17 protein-coding genes are annotated in these 16725 nt (G+C 34.7%); 12 read left to right on the forward strand and 5 right to left on the reverse strand.

Annotation, left to right across the window (positions count from 1 at the left end; all coding sequences use genetic code 11):
- The first annotated feature begins 12 nt into the window (after positions 1 to 12).
- The 3 genes from ribD to PBT89_RS13215 are packed head-to-tail and all read left to right on the forward strand — an operon-like array spanning position 13 to position 2307.
- Positions 13 to 1053: a bifunctional diaminohydroxyphosphoribosylaminopyrimidine deaminase/5-amino-6-(5-phosphoribosylamino)uracil reductase RibD gene (gene ribD / locus PBT89_RS13205; protein ID WP_270064265.1), complete on the forward strand. Its 1041-nt coding sequence runs from the start codon at positions 13 to 15 to the stop codon at positions 1051 to 1053.
- Entirely contained in the window at positions 1046 to 1657 is a 612-nt protein-coding gene (locus PBT89_RS13210; RefSeq protein WP_270062313.1) for an HAD family hydrolase, read from the forward strand. The genes ribD and PBT89_RS13210 overlap by 8 nt, the downstream gene beginning before the upstream one ends.
- A gap of 35 nt (positions 1658 to 1692) precedes the next feature.
- Positions 1693 to 2307 (forward strand): IMPACT family protein, encoded by a 615-nt coding sequence (locus PBT89_RS13215; RefSeq protein WP_270062314.1) that lies wholly within the window; start codon positions 1693 to 1695, stop codon positions 2305 to 2307.
- Positions 2308 to 2538: 231 nt separating this feature from the next.
- On the opposite strand, the gene PBT89_RS13220 is transcribed toward PBT89_RS13215, so the two are convergent.
- Positions 2539 to 2931 carry an acyl-CoA thioesterase gene (locus tag PBT89_RS13220; RefSeq protein ID WP_270062315.1) on the reverse strand — a complete coding sequence of 131 codons (393 nt, stop codon included), beginning with the start codon at positions 2929 to 2931 and terminating at the stop codon, positions 2539 to 2541.
- Positions 2932 to 3138: 207 nt separating this feature from the next.
- Between PBT89_RS13220 and dnaA the strand changes: the two genes are divergently transcribed.
- From dnaA to PBT89_RS13235, 3 genes are read left to right on the forward strand one after another with little or no spacing between them, the layout of a single operon-like run.
- Positions 3139 to 4566: a chromosomal replication initiator protein DnaA gene (gene dnaA, locus PBT89_RS13225; protein WP_270061422.1), complete on the forward strand. Its 1428-nt coding sequence runs from the start codon at positions 3139 to 3141 to the stop codon at positions 4564 to 4566.
- Positions 4567 to 4620: 54 nt separating this feature from the next.
- Entirely contained in the window at positions 4621 to 5091 is a 471-nt protein-coding gene (locus PBT89_RS13230) for a low molecular weight protein-tyrosine-phosphatase (protein WP_270062316.1), read from the forward strand.
- Positions 5091 to 5816: an SAM-dependent methyltransferase gene (locus tag PBT89_RS13235; RefSeq protein WP_270062317.1), complete on the forward strand. Its 726-nt coding sequence runs from the start codon at positions 5091 to 5093 to the stop codon at positions 5814 to 5816. The genes PBT89_RS13230 and PBT89_RS13235 overlap by 1 nt, the downstream gene beginning before the upstream one ends.
- An 11-nt stretch (positions 5817 to 5827) precedes the next feature.
- On the opposite strand, the gene PBT89_RS13240 is transcribed toward PBT89_RS13235, so the two are convergent.
- From PBT89_RS13240 to dapF, 4 genes are all read right to left on the reverse strand, one after another.
- Entirely contained in the window at positions 5828 to 6499 is a 672-nt protein-coding gene (locus tag PBT89_RS13240) for a peptidoglycan-binding protein LysM (protein WP_270062318.1), read from the reverse strand.
- A 213-nt stretch (positions 6500 to 6712) separates the two neighbouring features.
- Positions 6713 to 7756 (reverse strand): endolytic transglycosylase MltG, encoded by a 1044-nt coding sequence (gene mltG / locus PBT89_RS13245; protein WP_270062319.1) that lies wholly within the window; start codon positions 7754 to 7756, stop codon positions 6713 to 6715.
- A complete protein-coding gene (locus tag PBT89_RS13250) occupies positions 7746 to 8279 on the reverse strand; it encodes a GNAT family N-acetyltransferase (RefSeq protein ID WP_270062320.1) in 534 nt (177 codons plus the stop codon). Before PBT89_RS13250 ends, mltG begins: the two co-directional genes overlap by 11 nt.
- Entirely contained in the window at positions 8273 to 9064 is a 792-nt protein-coding gene (dapF, locus tag PBT89_RS13255) for a diaminopimelate epimerase (RefSeq protein WP_270062321.1), read from the reverse strand. The genes PBT89_RS13250 and dapF overlap by 7 nt, the downstream gene beginning before the upstream one ends.
- A 137-nt stretch (positions 9065 to 9201) precedes the next feature.
- Between dapF and PBT89_RS13260 the strand changes: the two genes are divergently transcribed.
- The 6 genes from PBT89_RS13260 (at position 9202) to PBT89_RS13285 (ending at position 16449) form a co-directional block, all read left to right on the forward strand.
- A complete protein-coding gene (locus PBT89_RS13260; protein ID WP_270062322.1) occupies positions 9202 to 10599 on the forward strand; it encodes a S1C family serine protease in 1398 nt (465 codons plus the stop codon).
- A 255-nt stretch (positions 10600 to 10854) separates the two neighbouring features.
- Positions 10855 to 11445, forward strand: coding sequence for a hypothetical protein (locus PBT89_RS13265; RefSeq protein WP_270060412.1), 591 nt, complete (start codon positions 10855 to 10857; stop codon positions 11443 to 11445).
- Between the two features lie 45 nt (positions 11446 to 11490).
- The gene (gene trmD, locus PBT89_RS13270; protein WP_270062323.1) at positions 11491 to 12171 is read left to right on the forward strand and encodes a tRNA (guanosine(37)-N1)-methyltransferase TrmD; all 681 of its coding nucleotides are present in this window, start codon (positions 11491 to 11493) and stop codon (positions 12169 to 12171) included.
- Positions 12172 to 12288: 117 nt separating this feature from the next.
- Positions 12289 to 12642: a 50S ribosomal protein L19 gene (gene rplS / locus PBT89_RS13275; RefSeq protein WP_270060410.1), complete on the forward strand. Its 354-nt coding sequence runs from the start codon at positions 12289 to 12291 to the stop codon at positions 12640 to 12642.
- A 195-nt stretch (positions 12643 to 12837) separates the two neighbouring features.
- Complete coding sequence (locus tag PBT89_RS13280) at positions 12838 to 15060, forward strand: NADP-dependent isocitrate dehydrogenase (RefSeq protein ID WP_270062324.1); 2223 nt, start codon at positions 12838 to 12840, stop codon at positions 15058 to 15060.
- Positions 15061 to 15225: 165 nt separating this feature from the next.
- Entirely contained in the window at positions 15226 to 16449 is a 1224-nt protein-coding gene (locus PBT89_RS13285; RefSeq protein ID WP_270062325.1) for a multidrug effflux MFS transporter, read from the forward strand.
- The last annotated feature ends 276 nt before the right edge of the window (positions 16450 to 16725 follow it).

Consider the following 16725-nt stretch of genomic DNA (forward strand, 5'->3'; position numbering starts at 1 on the left):
ATTTTTGTGGCTGTGAATATACAGGAAAAATATATAAAACGTTGTTTACAACTCGCCCAAAACGGCTTGGGAAGCACCTATCCAAATCCCATGGTTGGCAGCGTTATTGTTTACAAAGACAAGATCATTGGCGAAGGCTGGCATCAAAAAGCTGGGGAAGCTCATGCCGAGGTTAACGCGGTAAATTCAGTTAAAGATCCACAGCTTTTAAAGAAATCGACCATTTATGTAAGTTTAGAGCCTTGCAGCCATTTTGGAAAAACGCCACCTTGCAGTGATCTGATTATAGCCAAAGGAATTAAAAAAGTGGTAGTAGCCACAGTAGATCCTTTTGCTGAAGTTGCCGGGCGAGGAATTAAAAAACTGATGGAAGCTGGTTGCGATGTAACACTTGGTGTTTTAGAAAAAGAAGCACAAAATCTTAACAAGCGATTCTTCACTTTCCATAACAAAAAGCGCCCTTATATTATTCTAAAGTGGGCGCAAAGTGAAGATGGATTTATAGCTCCGTATAAGCGTGAAGATCGTGCTCCCGTTTGGATTAGCAACCGCTATTCTAAACAATTAGTGCATAAATGGCGGGCTGAAGAACAATCGATCTTAGTTGGAACCAAAACCGCTATCGACGATAATCCAAAACTGAATACGAGATTACACGTAGGAAACGATCCCGTGCGGGTAGTGATCGATGGATCTGGAAAAATCCCAACAGATTCGGCTATTTTCGATGGAAGTATAAAAACCATTGTTATTACTGAAAGTAGTCCAGAAAAATCACCAAAAAACGTGGAATATCGTCAAGCTGATTTTAGCCAAAATTTACCACAGCAAATTGGAAAGATCTTATTTCAGGAAAATTTACAATCGGTTATTATTGAAGGTGGCTTGCAAACGCTTCAGAGTTTTATTGATGCTGAATTATGGGATGAAGCTCGAGTTTTCACCGGAAATCTTCAGCTAAAAGAAGGAATTTTAGCTCCGAAGTTTCAGGGAAAATTAATTTCCGAAGAGAACATAGAAGATAACATATTAAAGACCTATTTAAATGATTAAAACCATAATTTTCGATTTTGGTGATATTTTTATCAATCTTGATAAATCGGCTACGCCGGCGCAATTAAGGAAATTCGGCATCGAAAATTTACCAGAATCGATCGTTGCGACGAACCAGGAATATGAAAAAGGTCTAATTTCTTCAGAAGATTTTTTCAACAGCTATAAAAAGCAGTTCAGCTCGGTCGAAAAAGAGCAATTTCTTGATGCCTGGAATGCGATTTTGGTAGATTTTCCTAAATATCGATTAGAGTTTATAAAAAAATTAGCTTCAGAAAATAATTATCAACTTATACTTTTAAGCAACACTAATGAAATTCATATTGATTGGGTGAAAGAAAATGTAGCTTTTTTTGAAGAATTTCAGGAATGCTTTGATGCTTTTTATTTATCCTACGAAATCAATTTTAGGAAACCCGATAACAATATTTATGAATATGTGCTAGATCAACATCATCTGAAACCAGAAGAATGCCTTTTTATAGACGACACTAAAGAGAATACCGACGCTGCCGCTGCTTTAGGAATCAATGTTTGGAATCTGGAACCTACTCGAGAAGATGTGATTGATCTATTTACCACCAAAAAAGAATTATTCTCTTAAAGGCGATTTTCGTTAAAATTCCTTAGTTTACTAAAATGAAGGACACCTACAAAACTATCACTAAAGCGTCTGAAGAAGTTTTATTTAAAGACCGAAATTCGAAGTTTTTTGGCTATGCTTTTCCTATTAAAAATGAAGAGGAAGCCAATTTTCATCTTGAAGAATTAAAATCGAAACATCATAAAGCGCGGCACTGGTGTTATGCCTGGCAAACCGGTAAAGAGGAACAGGATATTTATTATCGCGCTAACGACGACGGAGAACCATCCAACTCGGCAGGAATGCCTATTTACGGGCAAATCCAATCTTTTGAAGTTACTAATATTCTTATTGTCGTTGTTCGGTATTTTGGCGGTGTAAAATTAGGTGTGGGCGGACTCATAAACGCATATAAAACCGCTGCACAAATGGCGCTGGAAAATTCAAATATTATAAAGCGCACAATCGATGAGGTTTTTGAAGTTCATTTTGATTATCCTGAAATGAATATTGTAATGCGCCTAATCAAAGAAAACAATCTCAATATTCTAGAACAAAAGCTAGAATTGGATTGCAAAATCTATCTGTCTGTAAGAAAAAAAGAAGCCGAGGCGATTTTTGATAAATTCGACACTACTTATAAGGTAGAAATAAAAAGAGTAGACAGTTAATAAATTCAGTCGGCAGTCGCAGTAGGTAGTTTGCTTTCAGCAATCTTAAGTTATTCTTTATTTTTGCAGTCCAAATTTGGGATGAAAAAATCTTTACTTAAATAATCACCACCTTCTTTCCTCCTTAATCTTGATTCTAATCTCATTCAAAATTCAACATTTAGAATTCAAAATAAATAGTCTTTCCTCTATTTTCTAAAATCTAAAGCAAAGCCATCTAAATTAGAGCTTCTAAAGTTTTTCCAAAACATATTCAGGACATCGTATAGGACGTTTTGTTTTAGCATCCATAAAAACTAAAATAGTACTTGCAGTTGTTAACAATTCATCCTCTTGATTATAAATTTTATAGTCAAAAATTATCCTGACATCGGGCGTCTTTCTTAGGCTGGTATGAATCTTCAAATTATCATCAAAGAAAGCTGATTTGATAAACTTAAAATTCATTTCATAAACAGGCAGCATTATACCATTTTTTTCCATACTTTTATAGGAAATACCAATTTTTTCAAGCCACTCAATTCGCGCAATTTCCAGATACTGAGCGTAGTTACCGTGATGCACTACCCCCATTTGGTCTGTCTCTGCATATCGTACTTTAAGTATGGATACATGTTCTGTCATTGCTGAATTTTAAGCTTAAAATTGAAAATAAATTTTGTGATTTGATCCTTTATAAGTATGCGTAAAATATTCTAAAAATTCAATACCCAATCGGTTTTTTTTTTACATTTTTTGTTCACATATTTGTCCTCCTTAAATTTGAAAGGAATACTCTTATCAGGAGATAATTCGAAAGATCTAATAACCTATAATAACGTCACACGAAGCATGTCGAAAACTGCGCAATCAGTTTGGAATAGCTGTCTAGCTTTTATTAAAGATAACATCTCGCCACAGGCCTACAAAACCTGGTTCGAGCCAATTCAAGCAGTAAAACTTACAGATTGTGCTCTAAGCATACAGGTACCATCTAAGTTTTTTTATGAATGGTTGGAAGAGCATTATGTTAAGCTTTTAAAAGTCTCTTTAACTAGAGAGCTAGGAGAAAAAGCCAAATTAGTGTACGTTATCAAGATGGAAAACACCTACGGTAATAAGTTGCCTTTTACCGAGAAAATTCCTAGTACACAACGATCAAATATGTCTTCACAGGAAGTTGATGTTCCCGTGAAAAATAAAAATCCAGAACTTAAAAATCCATTTGTAATACCGGGGATTAGAAATGTAAAAATTGAATCACAACTAAACCCTAGTTACAATTTTGAAAACTTTTTAGAAGGAGATTCTAACAGGTTAGCAAGATCTGCTGGTTTAGCAGTGGCAAATAAACCTGGAGGAACATCTTTTAATCCGCTTCTTATTTTTGGAGGTGTTGGTCTAGGAAAAACACACTTAGCACATGCTATTGGTGTAGAAATAAAAGACAAATATCCAGAAAAAACGGTGCTTTATATTTCTGCGGAAAAATTTACGCAACAATATATTGAATCGGTTAAAAAGAATAATAGAAACGATTTTATTCATTTCTATCAGATTATAGATGTCTTAATTGTAGATGATATACAGTTATTATCTGGGAAAGCAGGAACTCAGGATGTATTTTTCCACATTTTTAATCACTTGCATCAAAACGGAAAACAGGTAATTCTTACCAGTGATAAGGCTCCAGTAGATATGCAGGATATCGAGCAACGCTTACTTTCTCGATTTAAATGGGGACTATCCGCTGAATTACAGCATCCAGATTTTGAAACTCGTGTATCGATTATAAAAAATAAACTCTATCGTGACGGTGTAGAGATGCCTGAAGAAATAGTTGAATTTTTAGCTAATAACATTAAAGCTAATATTCGGGAATTAGAAGGTGCGATTATTTCGCTAATCGCTCATTCTTCGTTCAACAAAAAAGATGTTACTATAGAGCTTGCTAAAAAGATTGTTGACAATTACGTTAAAAACACCAAGCGAGAAGTAAGTATCGACTATATCCAAAAAGTGGTAAGTGATTACTTCCAGATGGATGTTGAAACACTACAATCTAAGACAAGAAAAAGACATATTGTACAGGCCAGACAATTAGCAATGTTCTTTGCTAAGAAATTTACCAAAGCCTCACTTGCGAGTATTGGTTCACAAATTGGAAGTCGCGATCACGCAACAGTACTGCATGCTTGCAAAACGGTAGATAATCTATCGACAACAGATAAGCAGTTCAAAAAATTTGTAGAAGATCTCAATAAAAAATTAACGATTTAGAATAATAAAGAGCTCTTTTTAAGGGCTCTTTTGCATTATAATATCTTCTGAAATATGGAAAAGAAAAGAATCTTAATGGTTTGCCTGGGTAATATTTGCAGATCACCACTTGCTGAAGGGCTTCTAAAATCTAAGGTGAATCCTGAAGAAATTTATGTAGATTCTGCGGGTACGGGAAATTATCATATTGGTGATCTTCCCGATCGTAGATCGATTGCAACGGCAAGACAACATAATCTTGATATAACCGACCAACGAGGACGACAATTGAGTACTGAAGATTTAAACTCTTTCGATCATATCTTTGTGATGGATAACTCTAATTATCGCGATTCTATTGCGCTAGCAAAGACTGAAGATCAGAAAGAAAAAATAAAGCTCATTTTAAATGAAATCTTTCCGGGAGAAAATGTAGATGTTCCCGATCCTTATTTTGGTGGTGACCAGGGTTTTGAAAATGTCTATCAAATGCTTGACGAGGCGACAACTAACATTGTAGAAAAATTAAATAACGGAACATATTAATGGCTTCAAACTTTTCATTTTCAGGGAAATTATACTTAATTCCGACAACTTTGGGAGAATCCAATCCTATTGAAGTGCTTCCGCTTACCGTAAAAAAGCATGTTGAAAGAATTGATCATTACATCGCTGAAAATGAAAAAACAGCTAGAAGAGCTATCAAAAAATTAGTTCCGCAGAAAAAACAACAAAATTTAAAGTTTAAAACTTTAAATAAATTTACTGACGTAGCTGAAATCCCTAACTTTCTTGATGCCTGTAAAGAAGGTTTCGATATGGGATTAATTAGCGAAGCCGGAGTTCCCGGGGTTGCCGATCCCGGTGCTGAAATTGTAAAACTAGCACATCAAAATGGTATTCAGGTTATTCCGCTTGTAGGGCCTTCTTCTATTTTATTAGCAATGATGGGAAGCGGAATGAACGGACAATCGTTTAGTTTTAATGGTTACTTACCTATCGATAAAAAAGAAAAGAAGCAGGAATTAAAGAATCTTGAGCGTATTTCTTCAGAAAAGAATATGGCGCAACTTTTTATTGAAACTCCCTATAGAAATAATAAACTTTTAGAAGATCTTATCCAGACTCTTCATCCCTCTACTCGCCTCTGCGTTGCTTGTGATCTTACTTTACCAACAGAATCTATTATTACGCTTTCTATAAACGAGTGGAAACAAAAAAAGGTAGACCTTCATAAAAGACCTACCATTTTTGTTATTCAAAAAGATTAAATCCTTTTAAATTATATTTCAGATAATTTTGAAAAATCAACTCTAGGATTTTTCACTGGTTCAATAAACGAGGTGTCGTAACCGGCAAAACGCTTCATGTAATATTTAATGCTTGTACCAAATGCATCATTAAACATTTGAGCACCATAACTTCTTAAATATTTTTTCACACTACCGGGACCAGCTAAATGTGCAGCTGCCAGAATACCAGATTCTGTAACCTCTACCCCATTAATAGTTTTTCCTGAAAAACGCTTAATATCACGAATCAGGATCCATTTGTTACGAGAAGCATTCGTATAAAATGTTGCTTCCTGAAGTTCTGGACGCTCCAAAAACTCCTGAGTATTATAAACGCCTAATAGATTTAAGGTTCCTTTACCAAACTGGTATTTCCCCATGTATCCATATTCGTTAATACTGCTGTAATCTCCTCTTGACTCTTTAAAGCCTATAGCTTCTTTAAAACCAGTGTAAGACTTCCCTAATTTAGGGAGTGCCTTAGCCGGCGCCTTAGAAGCTTTTAACGGTAATGCATCTATAGATACCGTATAATTTAATTCAAGATGAGGAGTAGTAAAACCTTCTATCTCTAGATCGGCTGCTTTCTTTGTGCTGAAACTAAAAAATAATGATCCTGCAACAACGGGCAACCAGGAAAGCTTAACAATTTTCTTACTCATTCCAATTTGTTTCTGAAGAGTTTTTATAAATCAAATATTATCTCTATATTTATAAACTTGACTTCTCTTCAAATTTGCGAGTGCAAATGTACAACAAATATTAATAATCTGAACTACAAGCTGTTAAACCTTTTTTAAAGCTATGCGTTGACTTAACATCGCACTAAGATTCAGGCTTCCATAACGTTAGACTTTCCTTAAATTCAGAAAAAATTATCTTTTTATTCCTTTTTTATTAATCCAGCGAACATATTCTTGCTTATTGCGGTTATGCTGAGCAAGGGTTTTAGCGAATTTATGATAGCCAAAATTTTCTACGTTGGCGACAAAATAAAAGTAATCATGATCTTCGTAATTTAATACGGCATCGATAGAAGAAATATCGGGCATTGCAATAGGACCAGGTGGGATTTCACGATACTTATAGGTATTATACGGAGAATCCAACTCTAGATCCTTATATAAAACTCTTTTTATGATGGTATCAAAATTTTGTGTTTTCTGTTTAATCGCGTAAATCACTGTAGGATCTGCATCAAGCTTCCAGCCGTTTTTATAACGATTCATATAAACACCAGCTACTTTTGGACGTTCATCTACTTTCGCAGTTTCTTTTTGAACGATAGAGGCAATTGTAATTACCTGTCCCGGTGTTAAACCTATTTCTTCAGCTTTTTGCAATCGGCTTTTTGACCAAAAACGATCGTACTCGGTTTTCATTCGCGCTCGAAACTCTTCAGCAGAAGTATTCCAGAAGAATTCATATTTATTCGGAATATACATTCCCAAAGCTGTAGCTTCATCTAAATTATTTTCAGCAAGAAATTCCTCGTCGCGCATTGCTTCTAATAAACTTAAACTATCAGCTTCAATTTGATTAGATATTCGACCGGCAAGATCTTCCACTCGTTCCTGATTATTAAAACTTATATTAATAGGAACATTGGTACTTCGCAGCGTATTTACAATCTCATTATTATTCATCCCTTTTTTCAGAATAAATCGTCCTGCTTTTATATTGCCGGGATACTGCTTTTTTTCAGCAACAATATTAAAACTACTAAGGTCTTCAACCAATGGGCGAAGACTGTCTAAAACAGTTCTATAATCAGCATTCGTAGGAATTAAAACAATTTCTTTTTCTGAAGCGAATTTGGTGTTTTCTCCTAAAATGCTTTCGTAGATATAATAACTAAATATACCTACTCCAACAAGTCCTAAAATCGCTATGGCTACTAAAATCTTTTTAATGTACATTCTTATTTATTAGTTGATATAAATATTCGTCTTTAAAACGTCCATCTATAAACGTCCATTCTTTCTTTAAACCGGCTTGTGTAAATCCGCAATTTTCAAATAACCGCAAACTTCGCTCATTATCTGCAGTGATATTGGCATAAACCTGATGTAAACCCAAATGTTTGAAACAGTATTTACACACTAAAGACAAACTCTCTGCCCCAAATCCTTTTTGACGCTCTTCGGGCTTTGCTATTAAAATACCAATTGCTGCTCTACGATCGCGAGGTTCGAAATCGAAAATATCAATTAAACCAATGGGGTGTTGTTTTAAATTACAGATTACTAAACGTAATTGTTTGACTTCGTAAATATCTAAATGAGAATTTTCCAGATATTTTTTTAGAATGAATTTTGAGAATGGAGCCTGAGTGGCACTAACTTCCCAAAATTCTTCGTTATTCTCCAAATCGTGAAGAAATTCTAGATCTTCTGGTTCTAAAGCTCTTAAATATAGTTTTTCTCCTTTTAAGGTTAGCATTCTATCTCTCCTTTAAAAACAAGTTTTGCCGGACCTTTAAGCCAAACATCTGTATAATTTTCTCCATCTGCTTTAAAGCTAACTGAAAGATCTCCACCGGGAACCTTCAATTTTACTTCATTGGCTTGAGTTCTATGGCTATTAAAGGCAGCAATTGCCACGGCGGTTACTCCGGTCCCGCAGGCCAAAGTTTCATCCTCTACGCCACGTTCGTAAGTACGAACGATAAAAGTATCGTCTTGCTCGGTTTTCTCAACAAAATTTACGTTTGTTCCTTTTTCTTTATAATCTAAAGAATATCGAATTGCTGCACCTTCTTCTTTTACATCCAGCTCTTTGACGTTTTCAGTAAAAACAATGTGATGAGGAGAACCGGTGTCTAAAAAAGCAATGTTACCCGCTTGATAAATATTGGATACATCTTGCATTTGCAGATTAACAATTCCATCATTTCCAATCGATGCTTTATGAGCTCCATCGATAGCCGTAAAATTTGCTCTCTCTTCAATGATACCCAAAAATTTAGCAAAAGCTACCAGACAGCGACCACCATTACCACACATACTACTTTCATTTCCGTCGGCATTAAAGTAAACCATTTTAAAATCGTCTCCTTCTACCTCGGCATTTTCAAGTAAAATTAATCCATCTGCTCCTATGCCAAATTTACGGTCACAAAGTCTCTCAATCAATTTGGTATCGTTTTTGGATACTAAATTATTGCGATTATCAATCATTACAAAATCGTTACCTGTACCCTGGTATTTGAAAAACTGAAGTCTCATTTTTAGCAGATTTTAACGCCTCAAATATACAATTTTAGAACTGACTTCGGCGTTTTTAACTATTAGTTGACTTACAGGAAAATAGAATTTTTAATAATTATAATTTTAAAGTTGAACAATAAATTTTTCGAAAAAAGATGAAAAAATTAGCAAGTTTACTTATGGTTTCCATCCTGGGTGGAGCATTAACTTTAGGGAGCTACAAGCTGTTTTTTGAAGAAGAAAATGTTTCTTTTTTGAAAAATGAGCAAAGTGCTGCCCAAAATCTAATTAACGCCAATTATAATGCCGAACATACTTATGGCACGAACGTAGATTTTACCGCCGCTGCAGAAAAAACCGTACACGCCGTGGTACATGTTAAGAATGTTGCCGTCTATAATGGCCCTCGCAGTTGGGCAGATATTATGCAAGGTAGAACAGAATCCAGCAAATCCTTACGCGGAACTGGGTCTGGAGTAATTATTACACCAGATGGATATATCGTAACAAATAATCACGTTATCGAAGGCGCCAGCGAATTAGAAGTTACTTTAAATAATAACAAAACCTACAAGGCAAAAGTTATCGGTGCAGATGCTATTTCTGATATCGCTTTAATAAAAGTAGAGCCAGATGAAGATTTGGAGTATATTCCTTTTGGAAATTCGAACAACGTAAAAATAGGAGAATGGGTTTTAGCGGTTGGAAATCCATTTAACCTAAAATCTACCGTTACCGCAGGAATTGTTAGTGCTAAATCAAGAAACCTTAACCCTGCTGCAACAGGACAGTCTTTTATACAAACAGATGCAGCGATTAATCCAGGGAACAGCGGTGGTGCTTTAGTTAATATTAATGGCGAATTGATAGGTATTAATACTGCTATCACATCCATGACAGGAAGTTATGTTGGCTATGCTTTTGCAGTACCTTCTAACAATGCTAAAAAAATTGTTGATGATATTATGGAATATGGTGATATCCAACAAGGAATATTAGGTATACGTGGAAGCGATTTCAACCGAGTTCCAGAAATGAGTGAAGAATATGGTACTACACAAGGTGTTTTTGTTAGCGAAGTAACTAAAGGTAGTGGCGCAGAAAAAGCAGGTATCCAACCGAAAGATGTTATTAGAAAAATTGACAATATTAAAGTCAACAAATTTTCAGATCTTACCGGTTATATAAATACCAAACGACCTAACGACACGGTTAATGTTACTGTTCTTAGAAATGGCAAAGAGAAAGAAATTGCTGTAAAATTAACCAAGCTGAATGTTGCACAACTACCTATAGGTTTAGAAGTGACCAACGCATCTAAAGATGAACTGAAATTTTACCAGACAGAAAACGGAGTAAAAATAAGCAAGACGTTAGGTGACCAATATCCTGAAGAAGAATTTGTTGGTGCAATTATTACTGAAATAAATGGCGAAAAAATCTTTAGCATTCGAGATGCGGAAGAAGCTTTTAAAGCTATAGAAAGAGGACAAGGTTTAAGCATGACTTTTATAGATAAAACAGGCCAAAAGCAACGTGTTATCTTTAGATAAGCGACTCATATTAGATATATAAAAAGCTCTCGTAAATTCGGGAGCTTTTTTATTACAACTATCTCAAAACGACTATTCAAAAAAATAATTAATAATAAATCGATTTTAAGACAACAAATAATTAGATCGAATATTGGTTGTGAGTAATTTGGAATCTTCAGACATTTGCCTGCTAAAAAACTTTACTCCAAAAACAATAAAATACTATTTAGGGGGTTAGGTTGATACTAACAAACTAGAAAACTTCATTTAAAAATGAATAAGCTACTAATTACACTATTAATTTTTTCAGGATTTACATTTACGGGAAATGCACAGGATAGTATTTCAAAAACTAATCCCATTCAAAAAGAGTTTCAGGAATTAATCGAATCTTCCAATAATTACCAGGAATATAAGGTTGTAAATTATGATGAGCTAACAAAGCTTCGTGATAATACCAATGCTTACATTCAGGAATTAAAAGATCAAATTACGGTAGATAAAAACACTGCCAATCAACAAGAGGAAGAGATCAATAATCTAGAAGCAGAACTTAAAACAACTCAGCAAGATCTTCAGGAAGTTAGAGAAGAAAAAGACAATATTGTATTTCTTGGCTTGCCCCTAACTAAAGGCACTTATATGGCGATGATGTGGGGCATTGTAGGGATACTTATTTTAGCTTTACTTTTCTTTATCTATAAATTTAAAAACTCTAATGCGGTTACTAAAGAAGCAAGAAAACGCTTGGATGATACCGAAAGAGATTTTGATGAGTACAAGAAAAAAGCGCTGGAAAAAGAACAAAGACTAGGACGCCTTTTACAAGATGAAAAGAATAAGCAGAATAAAATGAATAGCTAAAATGGGCTATTATTAGCATATTTATAGTCTTAAAATCTAAGTACCATGCGAATTGATATTATTACCGTAGTGCCCGATATTCTTAAAAGTCCATTTGAAGCTTCTATTTTAAAAAGAGCTATAGAAAAAGGACATGTAGAAATTCATTTACATAATCTGCGGGACTACGTAACCGATAACTATAAGCAAATTGATGATTATCAATTTGGCGGAGGTGCAGGGATGGTAATGATGATTGAGCCAATCGACAAATGTATTTCTAAACTGAAAGAGGAAAGAAATTATGATGAAATCATTTATATGACTCCAGATGGCGAAACCTTAAATCAAAAAATGGCAAATCGCATGTCGATGTTTGAAAATATAATTATTCTTTGCGGCCATTACAAAGGTGTAGACCAGCGAGTGCGTGATCATTTTATTACTAAAGAGATTTCTGTAGGAGATTATGTACTTTCTGGCGGAGAGTTAGGTGCTGCTATTTTGTGTGATGCAATAATTAGATTAATACCTGGTGTTTTAGGCAACGAAACTTCAGCGTTAACAGATTCTTTTCAGGACAATTTATTAGCACCACCCGTTTTCACTAGACCGGCAGAATACAAGGGATGGAAAGTTCCAGAAATTTTAACTTCTGGAAACTTCCCAAAAATCGAAGAGTGGCGTGAAAATGAAGCATTTAAGAGAACGAAAAAACTTCGACCAGATCTTTTAGAAGACGAATAAAATTATTCAGAAAAAGCTTAAATTATAAAATTAAATTTATAATTTTGCATCCGTTCTAAAATAACCTCTGGCGAAAACCGTGAATGTTGTTTTAGCCTGTATTTTAAATATTTAACTATGGAATCGTTAATTAAATTCGTTCAAGACGAATTCGTTACCACAAAAGATCTTCCTGAATTTTCAGCTGGAGATACTATTACTGTTTATTACGAAATTAAAGAGGGTCAAAAAACCCGTACACAGTTTTTCCGTGGAGTTGTAATCCAAAAAAGAGGAACTGGAAGCTCACAAACTTTCACTATTAGAAAAATGAGTGGTACAGTTGGTGTAGAGCGTATCTTCCCAATTAACTTGCCTGCAATCCAAAAGATCGAGGTTAATAAAAGAGGTAGTGTTAGAAGAGCCAGAATTTTCTACTTTAGAGAACTTACTGGTAAAAAAGCTCGTATTAAAGAAGCTAAAAGATCTTAATTTTACAGCTTACGATACATTATTTAAAACTCCGTTTTTCAACGGAGTTTTTTTATGCCTTATTTTAGCATTTCTTAACAGGCTTTGCAGCGCGTTTTCTAGCAAAAATGCTTAAATAATAGTATATTGCGAATACATCAAACCCTCTAATACCAAAGGGTTTCTTCGAAAATTGACAAATCAAAAAATTGAATAATGGCAGAAAACACCAAGATTTTTTACACCAAAACAGATGAAGCACCGGCTTTAGCCACATACTCATTACTTCCAATCGTTCAAACCTATACCAAAGCAGCAGATGTTGTTCTAGAAACAAAAGATATTTCTCTTGCAGGACGTATACTTTCTCAATTTCCAGAATTTTTAGAGGACGACCAAAAAGTTAGCGATGCTCTTGCAGAGCTTGGTGAACTTGCAAAAAAACCGGAAGCTAACATTATTAAACTTCCTAACATTAGTGCCTCTATTCCGCAGCTTAAAGCGGCTATAAAAGAACTTCAGGAAAATGGTTACAAGCTTCCTGATTACCCAGATGAACCTGCAACTGAAGAGGAAAAAGAAATTAGATCTAAATACGATAAAGTTAAAGGTAGTGCTGTAAACCCTGTTTTGCGTGAAGGTAACTCAGATCGTAGAGCTCCAAAAGCAGTTAAGAATTTCGCTAAAAAGAATCCACATTCTATGGGAGAATGGAGTTCAGATTCTAAATCTCATGTTTCCACTATGGAAGACGGCGATTTTTATCATAATGAAAAATCTGTTACTTTAAATGAAGATGACAGTGTAAACATTGTTTTCACTTCAGAATCTGGCGAGGAAACAGTTTTAAAGAAAGATATTAAGTTACTGGCAGGAGAAATAATCGACGGTACTGTAATGCATGTCGATAAATTACAGAATTTCCTTCAGGAACAAGTTCAGGATGCTAAAGATAAAGGAGTTCTTTTCTCTTTACACATGAAAGCCACTATGATGAAGGTATCAGACCCTATCATATTTGGTCATGCTGTAAAAGTATTCTTTAAAGATGTTTTTGAAAAATATGGTGAAGATATTAAGAAAGCCGGCGGGAACCCAAATAGTGGTTTAGGTGACGTTTTAAACTCGCTTGATAATCTTCCTGAAGACAAAAAGAAAGAGATAAACGATGCGATTCAGGCAGATTTAGAAAATGGCCCTGATATTGCAATGGTAAACTCAGACAAAGGAATTACGAATTTACATGTTCCTAGTGACGTTATTATCGACGCATCTATGCCAGCGATGATTAGAACATCAGGACAAATGTGGAATAAAAACGACAAAACTCAGGACACTAAAGCCGTAATCCCTGATAGTAGTTATGCTAGCATCTATCAGGCTACCATAGATTTCTGTAAAGAAAATGGCGCTTTTGATCCTACGACTATGGGAACTGTTCCTAATGTTGGATTGATGGCTCAAAAAGCCGAAGAATACGGTTCACATGACAAAACATTTGAACTTCCTGAAGCCGGAACGGTAAAAGTTGTAGATCTAAAAGGTGAAACTTTAATCGAACACAAAGTTGGTGCTGGCGACATTTGGAGAATGTGTCAGGTAAAAGATGCACCTATTCAAGATTGGATAAAATTAGCTGTAAATCGCGGAAAATCTAGCGGAATGCCAATTGTATTTTGGCTAGATAATGAAAGAGCTCATGACGCGCAGTTAATAGAAAAAGTTCAAAAATATCTTCCACAACATGATACTGAAGGTGTTCAGATAGAAATTATGCCTCCTTTAGAAGCTACTGAATTTACACTTAAAAGAGTAAAGGACGGAAAAGACACAATTTCGGTTACCGGAAATGTACTTAGAGATTATTTAACCGATCTTTTCCCAATCCTAGAATTAGGAACAAGTGCTAAAATGCTATCCATTGTTCCTTTAATGAATGGTGGAGGATTGTTTGAAACAGGTGCCGGTGGATCTGCTCCCAAGCATGTTCAGCAATTCTTAGAAGAAGGACACTTAAGATGGGATTCTTTAGGTGAATTTTTAGCTTTAGCGGTTTCTTTAGAACATTTAGGAAACAAATATGACAATAAAAGAGCTTTAGTTCTAGCCGACGCTCTAGATGCTGCTACAGAAAAATTCTTGGAAAACGGTAAATCACCTTCAAGAAAAGTAAATGAACTTGATAACCGCGGAAGTCATTTCTATTTAGCAATGTATTGGGCTGAAGCTTTAGCAAACCAGGATAAAGATGCAGATTTAAAATCGCATTTTGAAAAAATAGCTTCAGAACTTAAAGAAAATGAAGAAAAAATTCTTGAAGAACTTATAGAAGCTCAGGGATCTGCTCAAGATATCGGAGGTTACTATAAAATGAATGATGAAAAGACTAGTAATGCAATGCTACCTAGCGAAACTCTAAACCAAATTTTAGGAAACTAATTTTTGCATAAATTTTAAGTTACAAGAGAGTCGGAATATTATTATTCCGACTCTCTTTATTTTACGGCAAATTCCAAATTTAACCGATTTAGAATCGCGTATTAATCTTTCGTTAAACCGAATTTTCCTTAATGACAGAAAGATTTTCTTACCGAAATTTGCAAGATGAATTATACCCCCGGAGAACGCAATAAAAAGAAAGAGTATATAATTTTAGTAGTTTTAGGAACTCTTATTGCCTTAGGGCCTTTTTCCATAGATTCTTATCTACCAGGATTTGAAAATATAGCTGAAGATTTTAATATAACAGTATCCAGAGTAGGATTAACACTTACCAGCTATTTTATAGGAATTTCTTTAGGACAAATGGCTTACGGTCCAATTATGGACAAATTTGGAAGAAAGCGACCTTTACAAATCGGCCTACTTGTATATATATTAGCAGCAGCAGCATGCTATTTTTCAGGAAATTTAACGTCCCTTATAATCGCCAGATTTTTCCTTGCCTTAGGAGCATCTGCAGGAATGGTAGCTTCTAAAGCTATTGTTAGAGATATTTTTCCAGTAGAAGAAGTAGCAGGAGCAATATCTATTCTAATGCTTATCATGGGAGGAGCACCAATTATAGCTCCTACAATAGGTGGATTTATAATACAATCCTATGGCTGGCCGGCTGTTTTCATGTTTATGGGAGCGTTCGCATTACTCATGTTTATTAGTGTTTCCAGTTTCTTACCAGAAAGTATAACTCCAGATAACAAAGTACAATTATCGCCCAAAAGTGTTTTACAAAACTATTATGAAATTCTCACACATTCAAAATTCTTAAATTTTGCTTTTGCCGGTAGTTTTGCTATAGGTGCTATGTTTGCATATATTTCTTCAGCACCAAAATTATTCATGAATATTTTTGATCTTAACCAAAGTGAATTCGGAATTCTATTTGGAGTAAATGCAGGCGGACTTATTTTAGGAAGTCAAATTAACCGCATAGTTCTTAAGAAATTCAGCACGTTAAATATAACGCTATTCAATAGTGTGATTTTAGTCATTTTATCGGTATTCTTCTTAATAGACGGTATTTTAGGACCAGATTTTTACACAAGCCTCGTAATAATTTTTCTGATTTTATTTTTATTAGGTTTTCAAAACCCTAATACTACGGCTCTATCTCTCGAACCATTTAGCAAAAGAGCCGGAAGAGCATCTGCTCTAATTGGTAGCCTAAAAATGGTATTAGGAGCTTTAGCTTCCTTTGTCGTAAGCTTATTTCATAGCAACAGCATAGTCCCCTTAGGAATAATTTTAATTACAGCTCTAGCTATTAGCAGTCTATTACTATTTCAATTTTATTTCAACCAAAAGAAACAAATAGGAATTAAAAGCTAATTCGATATAATGAATTATTGAATTCTAGGATTTCGCTAAAAAACATTGTTAAGTTTACTTTGAAAAGAGCTGAATTTAAACTGAAGTAGAAAATCGCTAACTTCCAACAATAAGTTTTGGTCTAAAAAACTTGAAACCAGGACAAACCTATGAGACATTCATCAGAACTTTATTTATTATTACGAGGCAAACCCATAGCACTTACTCTCGATTATCGAGTAAAAAATAGATTGCTTGATTAAGCGGGGAAATCACAGATCAGGAGTATACTTTTCG

Origin of the sequence: Zunongwangia sp. HRR-M8 (assembly GCF_027594405.1) — a bacterium.
Classification (GTDB): domain Bacteria; phylum Bacteroidota; class Bacteroidia; order Flavobacteriales; family Flavobacteriaceae; genus Zunongwangia.

Coding starts and splice junctions, on each gene's coding strand:
- dapF (WP_270062321.1), bottom strand. CDS start 9,064: ATGAGACTTCAGTTTTTCAAATACCAGGGTACAGGTAACGATTTTGTA.
- dnaA (WP_270061422.1), top strand. CDS start 3,139: ATGTCGAAAACTGCGCAATCAGTTTGGAATAGCTGTCTAGCTTTTATT.
- trmD (WP_270062323.1), top strand. CDS start 11,491: ATGCGAATTGATATTATTACCGTAGTGCCCGATATTCTTAAAAGTCCA.
- PBT89_RS13250 (WP_270062320.1), bottom strand. CDS start 8,279: ATGCTAACCTTAAAAGGAGAAAAACTATATTTAAGAGCTTTAGAACCA.
- PBT89_RS13260 (WP_270062322.1), top strand. CDS start 9,202: ATGAAAAAATTAGCAAGTTTACTTATGGTTTCCATCCTGGGTGGAGCA.
- PBT89_RS13265 (WP_270060412.1), top strand. CDS start 10,855: ATGAATAAGCTACTAATTACACTATTAATTTTTTCAGGATTTACATTT.
- PBT89_RS13230 (WP_270062316.1), top strand. CDS start 4,621: ATGGAAAAGAAAAGAATCTTAATGGTTTGCCTGGGTAATATTTGCAGA.
- PBT89_RS13240 (WP_270062318.1), bottom strand. CDS start 6,499: ATGAGTAAGAAAATTGTTAAGCTTTCCTGGTTGCCCGTTGTTGCAGGA.
- PBT89_RS13215 (WP_270062314.1), top strand. CDS start 1,693: ATGAAGGACACCTACAAAACTATCACTAAAGCGTCTGAAGAAGTTTTA.
- mltG (WP_270062319.1), bottom strand. CDS start 7,756: ATGTACATTAAAAAGATTTTAGTAGCCATAGCGATTTTAGGACTTGTT.
- PBT89_RS13280 (WP_270062324.1), top strand. CDS start 12,838: ATGGCAGAAAACACCAAGATTTTTTACACCAAAACAGATGAAGCACCG.
- PBT89_RS13210 (WP_270062313.1), top strand. CDS start 1,046: ATGATTAAAACCATAATTTTCGATTTTGGTGATATTTTTATCAATCTT.
- PBT89_RS13220 (WP_270062315.1), bottom strand. CDS start 2,931: ATGACAGAACATGTATCCATACTTAAAGTACGATATGCAGAGACAGAC.
- PBT89_RS13285 (WP_270062325.1), top strand. CDS start 15,226: ATGAATTATACCCCCGGAGAACGCAATAAAAAGAAAGAGTATATAATT.
- rplS (WP_270060410.1), top strand. CDS start 12,289: ATGGAATCGTTAATTAAATTCGTTCAAGACGAATTCGTTACCACAAAA.
- PBT89_RS13235 (WP_270062317.1), top strand. CDS start 5,091: ATGGCTTCAAACTTTTCATTTTCAGGGAAATTATACTTAATTCCGACA.